Here is a 13,356-nt window from a genome sequence, read left to right on the forward strand (position 1 = left end):
CAGGAGACGCCGCACCAACCGGGTCAGCCGGGGTTCGAGCACGTGCCCGGTACCGACCCCATCGGCGGTCAGGCGGCGCGCATGTTCGGGGCCGAGATGGGAAAGCGGGAGAAGCGCAAGGGTCGGCGCGGTGACGTCAACGCCGTCGTCCCCGACGCGGAGTTCCGCTCCTACTACGGCCGCGCGGTGCTCAAACCCCCGGTGTGGACCCACGAGATCGCCTACTACCTGTTCGCGGGGGGTCTCGCGGCGAGCAGTTCGATGCTGGGTGCGGTGGCCACCGCACGGGGCGACCTCGCGGCCCGACGCGCCTACCGGTTCACCGCCCTCGGCGCCGTCGGGGCCAGTGCCTACTTCCTCATCTCCGACCTCGGTCGTCCCGAGCGCTTCTACAACATGCTGCGGGTCGCCAAGCCGACGTCGCCGATGTCGGTGGGGACGTGGATCCTCACCGCCTACGGCCCGCTGGCCGGAGCCGCCGCCGTCTTCGAGGCGGCCCCGCTCCTGCCCCCACGCGGCGTCCTCGGCCTGGCACGCAGGCTCGCCCCGCCCGCAGGTCACGTCCTCGGGGTCGGGGCGGCCCTCACCGCCCCGTTGCTGGCCACCTACACGGCGGTGCTCTTCGCCGACACCGCCGTGCCGAGCTGGCACGAACCGTTCCGCGAACTCCCCTTCGTCTTCGGTGGCAGTGCCCTCGGCGCGGGTGCCGGGGCGGGACTGCTGCTCGCCCCGCTGAGCCAGTCCGGTCCTGCCGCGCGCGTCGCGGTGATCGGTGCCACCGTGGAACTCGCTGCCGCGCACCGGATGGAGACCGCTCACGGGCTCGTCAGCGAACCGTTCCACCTGGGCCGGCCCGGGAAGTTCCTCCGGGCCGCCCGCATCCTGACCGCCGCTGGAGCAGTCGGCGCGGTGCTCGGTCGCCGGTCCCGGATCGTGTCCGCCGCCGCGGGCGCGAGCCTGCTCGCCGGTTCGTTCCTGACCCGCATGGCCGTGTTCGAGGCGGGCGTCGCCTCGACCAAGGACCCCAAGTACGTCGTCGTTCCCCAGCGGGAACGCCTGGAGGCACGTCAGCGCGCCTCCTGAAACCTCGAGGAGCTTCGCATGGCGTTCAAGACACCCGACCAGATCGCCGTCGCGGCGGTCGCCAGCGGCGAGAAGAAAGCTCACCTCCCCGTCTCGAAGATGCTCGTGGGCGGTTTCCTCGCGGGGGCCTACATCGCCTTCGCGGGGTTGCTGGCCGTGGACGTGACCGCCGGCCTCGACCCGAAGATCTGGGGCGGGGTGACGACCCTGCTCACGGGGGCGGTGTTCAGCCTCGGGCTCATCCTCGTGGTCGTCGCCGGTTCCGAACTGCTCACCGGCAACATGGCCCTGGTCCCGATCGCCCTGCTCAGCCGCCGCGTCAGCCTCGGGCGGCTCGGGTTGAACTGGGGCGTCGTGCTCTTCGCCAACCTCCTCGGGTCCCTCTTCGTGGCCTATGTGCTGGCCGTGCAGACGGGGGTCATCGGCGCCGAGGGGACGGCGTCCTTCACCCGGCTCGCCGCCATCGCGACCGGCAAGGCCGTCACCGAGGACGACCTCACGATCTTCCTGCGGGCCATCGGCTGCAACTGGCTGGTCTGCCTCGGGGTGTGGATGGCCATGGCCGCCGAGGACGTCGCCGGCAAGGTCCTGGCCATCTTCTTCCCCATCACCGCGTTCGTGGCGCTCGGCTTCGACCACGTCGTCGCGAACATGTTCTTCCTCCCCGCGGCCCACTGGGCCGGGGTTCCCGGCATCGGGTGGGGCAGCATCGTCCGGAACTGGATCTTCGCGGGACTGGGCAACGCCATCGGCGGAGGTGTGTTCGTCGGCGCCGCCTACTGGTTCCTCTACCTCAAGGGCAAGGACGACGTTCCCACGAGCGCACCGCGCTGATCAGCGGACCACGAGCGTGGTCCCCGCCCGGGCGGGGACCAGTTCACCGACCACCGGGTAGCCGGGCACCTCACCGGCCACCAGCAGACCTCCGGAGGTCTGGGCGTCGGCGAGCAGGATGAGCTCCTCCTCGTCGAAACCCTCGGCCGAGAGGAACGGGCGGACCCAGTCGAGGTTGCGGCGGCTGCCGCCGGGCACGAAGCCGTCGGCCAACGACCGGCGGGCCCCGTCGACGTAGGGCACGGCGGCGGCGTCGACGACGGCGGTGACCCCGCTGGCGCGCGCGACCTCGTGCAGGTGGCCCAGCAGGCCGAAACCGGTGATGTCGGTCGCGCAGCGGGCGCCGGTGGCGAGCGCCGCCCGGGACGCGTCCGCGTTCAGCGTCGTCATCACCGCGACCGCCTCCTCGAAGACCTCGCCGGTCGCCTTGTGGCGGTTGTTCAGCACCCCGAGGCCGAGGGGTTTCGTCAGGGTGAGGGGGAGACCGGCCACGGCCGCGTCGCCCCGGAGGAGCCGCTCGGGGTCGCCGAGGCCGGTGACGCTCATCCCGTAGAGGGGCTCGGGGTTGTCGATGCTGTGGCCGCCGCCGAGGTGGCAGCCGGCGGCCGCGGCCACGTCGGCCCCGCCGCGCAGGACTTCCCGGGCCAGTTCGGGCGGCAGGACGTCGCGGGGCCAGCCGAGGAGGTTGACCCCGACCAGCGGTGTCCCGCCCATCGCGTAGACGTCGGACAGCGCGTTCGTCGCCGCGATCCGGCCGAAGGTGTAGGCGTCGTCGACGACGGGGGTGAAGAAGTCGGCGGTCGCGATGACCGCCTGCCCACCCGCGATGCGCACGACGGCCGCGTCGTCGCCGACCCCCACGAGGAGGTCACCGGTCGCGGGCCCGGTGAGGCCCTCGACCATCCGTTCCAGCTCGCCGGGCGGGATCTTGCACGCGCACCCCCCGCCGTGGGCGTACTGGGTGAGCCGAACCGCCGCGTCCGTCGTCGTCACGCGGCCCACGGTATGACAGGGTGTGCTCGCGTGCTGCCGGGGAGGCGTACGGGTGCCTGGTGGCCCCCGCGGTCTTCAACACCGACGTGACCGAGCACCTCGGTCAGGTGGGTTCGATTCCCATCCGCCTCCGCCACGCAGCCCCGGGGTAGGTTCTGCCTCGTGCTGCCCGATCACCGCCGGACCGTCCCCCGCACCGACGCCGTCCTCGCCGATCCGCGGGTCGACGCGGCCGTGCGCACCCTGGGGCGCGACGTCGTCAAGGACGTCGTGCGGGAGGTGCAGCAGCGGGTCCGCACCGGGGAAGCGCCGGCCGAGGACGTCGTCCGGCTCGTGCTGGCGGGGTTGCCCGCGGCGGGGACGACCCTGCGCCGCGTCCTCAACGCGACCGGCGCGGTCCTGCACACCAACCTGGGCCGCGCGCAGCTCTCCGACGCCGCGGTGCAGGCCGTCGTCGCCGCGGCCGGGGCCACCGACGTCGAGATGGACCTCGCGACCGGCCGCCGCGCCCGGCGGGGCCGGGGCACGATGGCGGCGCTGCAGGCTGCGGTCCCCGCCGCCGGTGACGTGCACGTCGTGAACAACGGCGCGGCGGCGCTCGCGCTGGTCGCGACGGCCCTGGCTGCGGGCAAGGAGATCGTCGTCAGCCGGGGCGAACTCGTCGAGATCGGGGACGGTTTCCGGTTGCCGGACCTGCTGGAGTCCACCGGCGCCCGGTTGCGGGAGGTCGGGACGACGAACCGCACCTCGCTCGCCGACTACCGGGCCGTGATCGGGGAACGCACGGGGTTCGTCCTCAAGGTCCACCCGTCGAACTTCGTCGTCACCGGGTTCACCGCGGGTGTCGAGGCGGCCGAGCTCGCCGAACTGGGAGTTCCCGTGGTCGTGGACATCGGGTCGGGGTTGCTCACCCCGGACCCGCTGCTGCCCCGCGAACCGGACGCGCAGTCCGTCCTCACCGCCGGTGCCGACCTGGTCACGGCGTCCGGGGACAAGCTCCTCGGGGGACCGCAGGCCGGTCTGCTGCTGGGCGACGCCGAGCTCGTGGAGCGGTTGCGACGACACCCCCTGGCCCGCGCGTTGCGGGTCGACAAACTGACCCTCGCGGCCCTCGAGGCGACGCTGCGCTCGGTCGGGAACCCGACCGTGGGGGCTGTGCACGCCGACGCCGACGACCTGCGACGACGCTGCACCGCCGTCGCGGAGACGCTGTCCGGCAAGGGGATCGACGCCCGTCCCGACCCCTCGGTCGCCGTCGTCGGCGGCGGTGGCGCCCCCGGGGTGGAACTCCCGTCGTGGGTGGTGTCGCTGCCCCCGCAGTTCGTGGAACCCCTGCGACTCGGGGAACCCGCGGTCGTCGGGCGCGTCGAGGGCGGGCGGACGTTGCTGGACCTGCGGTGCGTACCGCCGGAGTCCGACGACGCCGTGGTGGCCGCCGTCCTGGCGCTGACGTGATGTCTCAAGCGATGCACGTCGTCGCGACCGCGGGGCACGTCGACCACGGGAAGTCCAGCCTCGTCCGGGCGCTGACCGGACGGGACCCGGACCGCTACGCGGAGGAGAAGCGCCGCGGTCTGACCATCGACCTGGGTTTCGCCTGGAGCGACCTGCCCGGGGCGGGGGCCGTGGCGTTCGTGGACGTCCCCGGGCACGAGAAGTTCGTCCCCACCATGCTCGCCGGGGTCGGTCCCGTCCCGGTCGTGGTGTTCGTCGTCGCCGCCGACGGCGGGTGGATGCCGCAGTCGGCCGAGCACCTCGCGGCGCTCGACGCCCTGGGCGTCCGGCACGGGATGCTCGTCGTCACCCGCGCCGACCTCGCCGACCCGGAACCCGCGCGGGCCCGGGCCCTGGCCGAACTGCGCGCCTCCAGCCTGGGGGAGGTCCCCTCCGTCGCGTGCAGCGTGGTGACGGGGGCCGGGTTGGACGACGTGCGCCGGGTCCTCGCCGACGTGCTGTCGCGGGTGCCGGCGCCGGACCTCGCGGCGCCCGTGCGGTTCTGGGTGGACCGCAGCTTCTCCATCACCGGGGCGGGGACGGTCGTGACCGGGACGTTGTCGGCCGGTCGGATCGCGGTGGGCGACGAGCTCCAGCTCGGCGAGCGCCGCGTGCACGTCCGCGGGGTGCAGTCCATGGACCACGACGTCGATCAGGTCGACGCGCTCGCGCGGGTGGCGCTGAACCTGCGGGGGGTGGACCGCCACGACGTGGGTCGCGGGGACGCCCTACTGACCCCGGGGACGCACCGGCTCACCGACGTCGTCGACGTTCGGCTGCCGGGCACCGAGTCGCCCACCGACCTGCCCGCGCAGCTGGTCGCGCACGTGGGGTCCGCGGCCGTCCCGGTACGGACCCGGCCGCTGGGCGTCGACGGCAGCGGGGACGGCGAGGACGTGCTGGTGCGGTTGCAGTTGCGCACGGCGTTGCCGCTGCGGGTCGGCGACCGGTTGCTGCTGCGTGACCCGGCCCGGCACACCGTCCTCGGGGCGGGGACGGCGCTGGACGTCGACCCGCCGCCGCTGAACCGCCGGGGGGCGGCCGCCGCGCGCGCCGCCGACCTCGCCGGGGTCCGGGGACCGGACGCAGCCGGGGAACTGCGCCGGCGGCGGGTGGTGCGGGGTGAGCACCTGCGCTCCCTGGGGGTCGCGCCGACCGGTGCGCCGGTGACCGGGGACTGGTACGTCGACGCAGGGTACTGGGCGGACCTCGGGCGCCGGTTGCGCACCGTCGTGACCGAGGTCGCGACGGCGAACCCCCTGCAGCCCGGCCCGACGCTGGAGCAGGCCCGGCGGCTGCTGGGGCTTCCGGCCCTGGAACTCGTCGAGGCGCTCGTGTCGTCGCCGTTGCGGGTCCACGACGGGCGCGTGGTGGAGCGGACCTCGGACCTGCCTCCCGCGGTCGAGCGCTCGGTCCAGCTCGTCCTCGCCGACCTGGCGCGGGAACCCTTCGCGGCCCCCGACGTCGAGCGGCTGCGGGAACTCCGGTTGGGCCGCTCGGAACTCGCCGCGGCCGTCCGGGCGGGTCGCCTGGAACGGGTCGCCGAGGGGATCGTGCTGGCCCCGGGGTTCCGGGACCGGGCCGTCGGGGCGCTGCGGGCGTTGCCGCAACCGTTCTCGATGAGCGACGCCCGGCGGGCGCTGGGCACCTCGCGTCGGGTGGCGGTGCCGGTGCTCGAGTCCCTCGACGCGGCAGGGCGGACTGTCCGGGGCGCGGACGACCGGCGGCGGCTGGAGGGGAAGCCGTAGTGCGTGTCCTGGGGATGATGTCCGGGACCTCCCACGACGGGATCGACCTCGCCGTCGTCGAGTTCACACTCACTGGGGACGTGCTGCACGCCCGGCTGGGGGAGTCGCGCAGCGTGCCGTACTCCGACGCGTTGCGCGCCGACCTCGTGTCGGCGCTGCCGCCGGGACGGATTGGGATGGCGGAGGTCTGTGCCCTCGACGTGCGGATCGGTCAGGAGTTCGCCGCCGCCGCGGCCGGGGTCGTGGAGGAGTTCGACGTCGTCTGCAGCCACGGGCAGACGGTGTTCCACTGGGTGCAGGACGGTTCGGTGCTGGGGACGCTGCAGCTCGGGCAACCGTCGTGGATCTCCGAGGCGACCGGGGTTCCGGTGGTCTCCGACCTGCGGACCGCCGACGTCGCGGCGGGTGGGCAGGGGGCGCCGCTGGTGCCGCTGCTGGAGGAGTTGCTGCTGGCACCGTTCGTCGAGCAGGGACGGACGGCGGCGGCGCTGAACCTCGGTGGCATCGCGAACGTCACCGTCTGCGCCCCGGGGGAGCCGACCCGGGCGTGGGACACCGGTCCGGCCAACGCCCTCGTCGACGCCGCGGCGGGCGGGATGGACCGCGACGGGGCGCTGGCCGCGGCGGGCACCGTCGACCCGGACCTGCTCGCGGAACTCCTCGCCGAGCCCTACTACCGCCGGGAACCGCCCAAGACGACGGGCAAGGAACTGTTCCACCCGGGCTACGTCGAGGGGTTCCGCCGGCGGCCGCTCGATACCGCCGACCTCGTCGCGACGCTCACCACGCTGACGGCCCGGACCGTGGCGGACGCCCTCCGCGGGGTGGACGTCGTCGTCGCCAGTGGTGGCGGCGTGCGCAACCCCGAGCTGATGCGCCGGCTCGCCGTCGAACTCGACGACGTGGAACTCGTGACCTCCGACGCGCTGGGCTGCCCGCCCGACGACAAGGAGGCCGTGGCCTTCGCCCTGCTCGGCTGGGCCACCCTGCACGGCCTACCGGGGAACGTGCCCACCTGCACCGGCGCGAGCGGCCCCCGGGTCCTGGGGCAGCTGACCCCGGGCCGGGCGGGCTGGCCGGTGCTGACCGCGCACCCCGCCTGGCCCACCCGGCTCGACCTCACGACTTGATCGTCACCACCGGGCAGGACGCCTCCCCGATGACCCGCTGCGCGATGCTGCCGAGCAGGAACTTCATCGTGGCCGAGCGCCGGCGCACCGGGAGCACGACGACGTCGGCGCCGGCGGCGCTGAGGGCGATCAGCTGGTCGGCGACGTCGGGGTCCGGGTCGTGCAGGCGCGCGGACACCCCGGCCGCGGCCGCGTCGGCCTCGACGCTGCGGCGCAACGCCTGCGAGGCGTGCACAGGGGTGGAGGGCGCGTCGGAGGTGATCGGCACCGCCTCCAGTTCCAGGCCGAGAGCGCGGGCGCGTTCCAGGGCCCAGGCCAGGGCGGCGGCCCCTTCCGGACGGTCGGTGACGGCGACGACGACGTTCTTCACGATCTCGTTCTCCACGGGGTCCACGGGTTTCTCCTGGTTTCAGCCGAGCGGGACGACGCCGAAGGCGACGGCCGTGGCGAGCATGACGAGGGACAGGACGACGGCCCGCCAGATCACCTTCTTGTGGTGGTCGGCGAGGTCGACCTTGGCGAGCGAGATCAGCAGCAGCATCGCCGGGACGAGCGGGGAGGTGAAGTGCACGGGCTGGCCGACGATGGAGGCCCGGGCCATCTCCACGGGGCTGATGCCGAACTCGGCCGCGGCCTGGGACAGGATCGGCAGCACCCCGAAGTAGAACCCGTCGTTGGACAGGAAGAACGTCAGCGGCATGCTCAGCACCGCGGTGATCGCCGCCAGGTGCGAACCCCACGCGTCGGGCACCACGTCGACGAGCCAGGTGGCCATCGCGGTGTCCATCTTCGACTCCGACAGCACCGCCGTCAGGACCGCCGCGGCGAAGACCATCGAGACGACCGAGACGATGCTCGAGGAGTGTTCCTTGACGCGCTCGACCTGCTGGGCGGGGTTGGGGAAGTTCACCAGCAGGGCCAGCGCGGCCGCCACCATGAACAGGAACGGCAACGGCAGGACGTCCATGCCCAGCAGGACCAGCAGGGCGACGGTGAGGACGGCGTTGAACCAGATGAGCTTGGGCCGCAGGGTGGGACGGTTCGGGTCCAGGGCTCCGCTGGTCATCCCGTCGTCGTCCGCGGACCCACCGGCCGAACCGCCACCACCCGTGCGGGGACGGCCGTCACCCCCGGCCATCGCCAGTTCCCGGGACTCCACCGTCTCGGTCTCCTCCAAGGTCAGCTCGAGGCCGGCCTTGGCGAGGCGACGCTTCTCGCCGACGCCCAGGGCCCAGGCCATGAGGATCACCGCGACCATCCCCGCGAGCATGCTGGGGACCATCGGGTTGAACAGTTCCGAGGGCGAGACCCCCAGCGCCGTCGCGGCGCGGACGGTCGGTCCGCCCCAGGGGACGATGTTCATGACGCCGGCCGACAGGTTCGCCACGACGGTCAGGACGACGGGGGAGAGCTTCAGGCGCAGGTAGAGCGGCAGCATCGCCGAGACGGTGATGATGAACGTCGTCGACCCGTCGCCGTCGAGCGACACCAGCGCCGCGAGGACGGCGGAACCGATGACGACGCGCACCGGGGAGTTCCCGCAGATCCGCAGGATCAGCCGGATCAGCGGGTCGAACAACCCGACGTCGATCATCAGGCCGAAGTAGACGATCGCGAAGAACAGCAGGGCCGCCGTGGGGGCGAACTCCTTGAGCTGGTCCATCACCGCGTCGCCGACGCCGACCCCGCTGCCCGCGAGGACCGCGAAGAACAGCGGGACGAGGATCAGGGCGACGACCGGGGTCAGTCGTTTGGTGAGGATGAGCGCCATGAACACGGCGACCATGCCGAAACCGAGGGCGACAAGCATCGTTGCTCCGTCTTCAGGGGTTGGTGTGACCCGGGCCACGCTAGGGGGAGCACGCCGCCCGGGGCGGGTTGCGCGCCTTGCGCTCACGGAGTGCGTCTTGCGCGTGTTGTGCTCGTTGTGCTCGACCCGGACCCGGACCGGGGCTACGGTCTGCGGTGTGGACCCCCGACGATGGCCGTTCAGCCGCCAGGTCCTGGCCGTCCTGCTCCTCCTCGTCGCGGTCGTCCTCGCCATCGGCTGCGGCGGGTCCCTCCTCCTGCTGCGCCAGCAGGCGGTGGAGGAGTCCCGCTCCCGCAGCCTCGACGTCGCCCGGACGCTGGCCGAGGACGACGCCGTCCGCGCCGCCGTGACCGCCGCCAGCGACGTCCCGCCGGCCACCGCCGCCGACCTCGCCGCGGGCACCGTGCAGCGCGAGGCCGAGGACGTGCGGCGGCGCACCGGGGCGTTGTTCGTCGTCGTCACCGACGACCGTGGGCTGCGCCTCGCCCATCCCGACCCCGGTCTGCTCGGGGCGCGGGTCAGCACCGACCCCACCCAGGCGCTGGCGGGGAACGAGGTCGTCACCGACGAGGTCGGAACCCTCGGGTCCTCCGCCCGGGCCAAGGTGCCCGTCTACGCCCTCGACTCCGACCGCGTCGTCGGGGAGGTGAGCGTGGGCGTGGGGGCCGCGGCCGTCGCCGACCGGGCCCGCGACGCGGTCCTGCCCGCTCTCGCCGTCGCCGCGGGCGCGCTCGTCGTCGGCCTGCTCGGCGCCGGGTTCCTCGCCCGGCGGCTGCGCCGGCTGACCCTCGGTCTGCAACCGGAGGAGATCGGCGGACTGCTCCAGGGCCACGACGCCGTCCTGCACGGCATCGCGGAAGGGGTCGTCTCCGTCGACCCCGCCGGTCGCGTCGTCCTCGCCAACGACGAGGCCGTCCGGCTGCTGGGGTGCGGGCTGCCCACCGGCCGCGACGTCGCCGAACTCCCCGGTCCCGTCCGCGCCACCCTCGACGCACCCGCCCAGCTGCCGCGCCTCGCCGTCGTGGGCGAGCGGGCCCTGCTGCTCTCGGCCCGCCGCGTCGAACGGGAAGGCCGGTTCCTCGGCCACGTCGTCACCGTCGCCGACCGCACCGACGTCGAACTGCTCACCCGTCAGCTCGACGCCGTGCGCGCCGTCGGGGAGGTCCTGCGCGCCCAGCGTCACGAGTTCGCCAACCGGCTGCACCTGGTCTCCGGCCTCCTCGAGACCGGCCGCACCGAGGAGGCCGCCGGCTACGTCCGGACCCTGCTCGCGACCGGGCCCCTCGGCTCACGGGTCGAAGGCCTCGACACCGTCGTCGACCCCTACCTGCAGGCGTTCCTCGCGGCGAAGGCCGCGCACGCCCGCGAACGGCAGGTCGTGCTCGCCCTCGGCGACGTCGCGGTCGCCGGCCGGGTCGCCGACCCCGTCGACGTCACGACCGTGCTGGGCAACCTCGTCGACAACGCCGTCCGCGCCGCCGCCGGTAGCCTGCAGGCCCGGGTGGAGGTCGACCTCGTCCAGGACGGGACCGACCTCGTGCTCGCCGTCTCGGACTCCGGCCCGGGAGTTCCGGAAGCGCTGCGGGACAGCGTGTTCGAGACCGGTGTGACGACCGGGGACGGGGGGCAGGGGATCGGGCTGGGACTGGTCCGCCAGGTCGCCCGGACCCGCGGTGGGGACGCCTGGCTCGCCCCGGCCGACCCAGCCCCCGCGATGGGGGGAGCGGTGTTCGTCGTCCGCCTCCCCGGCGCCCTGACCCTCGCCCCGCGCACCCGGACGAGCGAGGAGATCCGCTGATGCCCGGCGTCCTCGTCGTCGACGACGACTTCCGCGTCGCCTCCCTGCACGCCGGCTACGTCGAGGCCGTCGCCGGGTTCCACGTCGCCGGGACCGCGGGATCGCTGGCCCAGGCCCGCGTCCTGCTGGAGCACCACCGCGCTGCCGGGACCCCCGTCGACCTCGCCCTCGTCGACGTCTACCTCCCCGACGGGTCCGGCCTCGACCTGCTGCCCGACCTCGCCCCCGACTGCGACGCCTTCGTCCTCACCGCCGCGGGGGAGGCCGAGACGTTCCGCCAGGCCCTGCGCTCCGGAGCGCTCGGCTACCTGGTGAAGCCCTTCGGTGAGGCGCTGCTGCACGGCCGGCTGCGCTCCTACGCCCGCTACCGGCGGGTGCTCGCCACTGCCGTGGAGCACGCCCAGCCGCTGGACCAGGACCTCGCCGACGCCGCCCTGCGCGCCCTGCACGCCGAGGCCGGCGCGGCCAAGAACGCCAGCGTCGCCGCGGGCGCGACCCGCGACCTCGTGCTGCGGGCCCTGGCCGAGGCCGCTGAACCCCTCTCGGCCGCCGAGGTCGCCGCCGCCACCGGCATCTCTCGCGCCACCGCCCAGCGCCACCTCGCCGCCCTCGACGGCGAGGGCCGGCTCGCGCTGCGGCTGCGCTACGGAGCGACGGGCCGACCCGAGCAGCGCTACGCCCCTCTGCCCTCCTGAACTGCACCCGTACGGGTGACTGCAGGGCCGATCGGGCTGGCTCGACAGGACGCGGCCAACCGGGTGAAGTAGACAGAACGTGTTCGACCCGTGACGATGTGCAGTTAAGTGCCTCAAGCCCGGACAAGGGGAGGAACGCAGGATGAGCCGTTGGCCCTGGTCGGCCCGGCACCTGGCCGGAGACGACGTACGCACCCGCGTCGTCCCGTGGGCCGTCGTCTCCCCCCTCGTCGTCGTCGGCGTCGTCGCCCTCGTGCAGGTCGCCGTCGACGGACTACCCACCCTCTCCGGACTCCTCACGGCGCTCGCCGGCGGGATCGTGGCCGCAGCCCTGCTGCTCGTGCTCTCCCTGCAGACCGCGAATCGCCTCGACACCGAGGGACGCAGCCGGCAGGTGGAGCTCGACGCCGCCATGCGCCAGGCCCTGCACGACCCGCTGACCGACCTCGGCAACCGGCAGTTGTTCACCGACCGGCTGCAGCACGCGCTGGCCCGTCGTGGTTCCAAGGCCTGCGCCGTCCTATACCTCGACCTCGACGGGTTCAAGACGGTCAACGACACCCACGGCCACGCCGTCGGGGACATCGTCCTCGTCGAGGTGTCGCAGCGGTTGCGGACCGCCGTCCGCCCCGAGGACACCGTCGCCCGGTTCGGCGGGGACGAGTTCGCCGTCCTCTGCGAAGACCTGACCGACGAGCTCAACGCGAGCCGCATCGCCGACCGCGTCGTGAGTTCCATCTCCGACCGCCCGATCGACTTCGGCGAGGGCCACAAGCTCAACATCACGCCCAGCGTCGGGATCGCCCTGGCCCGCGACGAGGCCGACGCGTCGAAGCTGCTGCGCCGCGCCGACGCCGCGCTGTACCGGGCGAAGGAGGGCGGCAAGGCGCGGTCGGAACTCTTCGACGAACGCATGCAGGCCCAGGCCGTCGACGCCATGCAGACCGAGGACGACCTCGCCCTCGCCGTCGAACAGGGACAGCTGCGGCTGCACTACCAGCCGATCATCGACCTGCGCGACGGCCACGTGCAGGGCGTCGAGGCGTTGCTGCGCTGGCAGCACCCGCGACGAGGTCTGTTGCAGCCCATCGACTTCGTTCCCGTGGCGGAACGCAGCGGGCTGATCATCGAGATCGGGAAGTGGGTCATCGCCGAGGCGTGGCGGACCCTCGAGGAGTGGTACTCCACGATCGAGGACTGCCAGTTGACGATCGCAGTGAACGTGTCCCGTCGGCAGCTGGCGAACGCGGAACTCCTCGACGCCGTGGCCGCGAACCAACCGACTGGTCCGGCGGGCAACGCGCTGCTCGTCGAGGTGAGCGAGGACCTCCTCGTCGCCGACGCGAACGCGGGTTTCTCGACGCTGCACGCGCTGCGGATGATGGGGGTCCGCATCGCCGTCGACGACTTCGGCGCCGGGGTGTCGTCGCTGAAGCACCTGCAGTCGATGCCCATCGACCACGTGAAGGTCGACCGGCACTTCATCGCCGGCCTCGGCCGGCACCGTCAGGACGAGGCCGTCGTCGCCGGCATCATCGGCATGGCCAAGAACATGGGCGTCGGCGTCGTCGCCGAGGGAGTGGAATCGCACGAACAGCTGGAAGCGCTGCGCCGGCTGGGGTGCGACGCCGCGCAGGGCTTCCTGCTGGGTCGCCCGAACCCGGAGGTGCGGGCCGTCATCGACCTGCCGCCGTCGCCGCGGCGCGGGCTGGGCGCCAGCGCCGACGGCGTCGTCCCGACGCCCGTCGCGGGCTGAGCCGAAACGCTTCAC

Annotated in this window: 11 protein-coding genes and 1 tRNA gene; 9 read left to right on the top strand and 3 right to left on the bottom strand. The window is 73.6% G+C overall.

Features of this window, described 5'->3' with window-relative positions:
* Positions 1-81: 81 nt before the first annotated feature.
* A complete protein-coding gene (nrfD, locus tag SJY07_RS23655) occupies positions 82-1,083 on the top strand; it encodes an NrfD/PsrC family molybdoenzyme membrane anchor subunit (RefSeq protein ID WP_380162502.1) in 1,002 nt (333 codons plus the stop codon).
* Between the two features lie 18 nt (positions 1,084-1,101).
* Positions 1,102-1,917 (top strand): formate/nitrite transporter family protein, encoded by an 816-nt coding sequence (locus SJY07_RS23660; protein WP_380161768.1) that lies wholly within the window; start codon positions 1,102-1,104, stop codon positions 1,915-1,917.
* Here SJY07_RS23660 and selD read toward each other — a convergent pair whose 3' ends face one another.
* Positions 1,918-2,910: a selenide, water dikinase SelD gene (gene selD, locus SJY07_RS23665; RefSeq protein WP_380161769.1), complete on the bottom strand. Its 993-nt coding sequence runs from the start codon at positions 2,908-2,910 to the stop codon at positions 1,918-1,920.
* Positions 2,911-2,950: 40 nt separating this feature from the next.
* Between selD and SJY07_RS23670 the strand changes: the two genes are divergently transcribed.
* The 4 genes from SJY07_RS23670 (at position 2,951) to SJY07_RS23685 (ending at position 7,282) form a co-directional block, all read left to right on the top strand.
* Positions 2,951-3,046: transfer RNA gene (locus tag SJY07_RS23670), tRNA-Sec, on the top strand.
* A gap of 29 nt (positions 3,047-3,075) precedes the next feature.
* Positions 3,076-4,365, top strand: a complete 1,290-nt coding sequence (gene selA, locus SJY07_RS23675) for an L-seryl-tRNA(Sec) selenium transferase (protein ID WP_380162504.1) — start codon at positions 3,076-3,078, stop codon at positions 4,363-4,365.
* Between the two features lie 11 nt (positions 4,366-4,376).
* On the top strand, positions 4,377-6,152 hold the full coding sequence (gene selB / locus SJY07_RS23680) for a selenocysteine-specific translation elongation factor (RefSeq protein WP_380162508.1): 1,776 nt from the start codon (positions 4,377-4,379) through the stop codon (positions 6,150-6,152).
* Entirely contained in the window at positions 6,152-7,282 is a 1,131-nt protein-coding gene (locus SJY07_RS23685; RefSeq protein ID WP_380161770.1) for an anhydro-N-acetylmuramic acid kinase, read from the top strand. The genes selB and SJY07_RS23685 overlap by 1 nt, the downstream gene beginning before the upstream one ends.
* On the opposite strand, the gene SJY07_RS23690 is transcribed toward SJY07_RS23685, so the two are convergent.
* Positions 7,272-7,676 carry a universal stress protein gene (locus tag SJY07_RS23690; RefSeq protein ID WP_380161771.1) on the bottom strand — a complete coding sequence of 135 codons (405 nt, stop codon included), beginning with the start codon at positions 7,674-7,676 and terminating at the stop codon, positions 7,272-7,274. The genes SJY07_RS23685 and SJY07_RS23690 overlap by 11 nt on opposite strands.
* Before the next feature lie 15 nt (positions 7,677-7,691).
* The gene (locus tag SJY07_RS23695; RefSeq protein ID WP_328291764.1) at positions 7,692-9,092 is read right to left on the bottom strand and encodes an SLC13 family permease; all 1,401 of its coding nucleotides are present in this window, start codon (positions 9,090-9,092) and stop codon (positions 7,692-7,694) included.
* A 157-nt stretch (positions 9,093-9,249) separates the two neighbouring features.
* Between SJY07_RS23695 and SJY07_RS23700 the strand changes: the two genes are divergently transcribed.
* From SJY07_RS23700 to SJY07_RS23710, 3 genes are all read left to right on the top strand, one after another.
* Positions 9,250-10,890: an ATP-binding protein gene (locus tag SJY07_RS23700; RefSeq protein ID WP_380161772.1), complete on the top strand. Its 1,641-nt coding sequence runs from the start codon at positions 9,250-9,252 to the stop codon at positions 10,888-10,890.
* Positions 10,890-11,585: a response regulator gene (locus SJY07_RS23705; protein ID WP_380161773.1), complete on the top strand. Its 696-nt coding sequence runs from the start codon at positions 10,890-10,892 to the stop codon at positions 11,583-11,585. The genes SJY07_RS23700 and SJY07_RS23705 overlap by 1 nt, the downstream gene beginning before the upstream one ends.
* Positions 11,586-11,727: 142 nt before the next feature.
* Positions 11,728-13,341, top strand: a complete 1,614-nt coding sequence (locus tag SJY07_RS23710) for a putative bifunctional diguanylate cyclase/phosphodiesterase (RefSeq protein ID WP_380161774.1) — start codon at positions 11,728-11,730, stop codon at positions 13,339-13,341.
* Positions 13,342-13,356 lie beyond the last annotated feature (15 nt).

This window comes from Kineococcus sp. R86509 (genome assembly GCF_042466365.1).
Lineage (GTDB): Bacteria > Actinomycetota > Actinomycetes > Actinomycetales > Kineococcaceae > Kineococcus.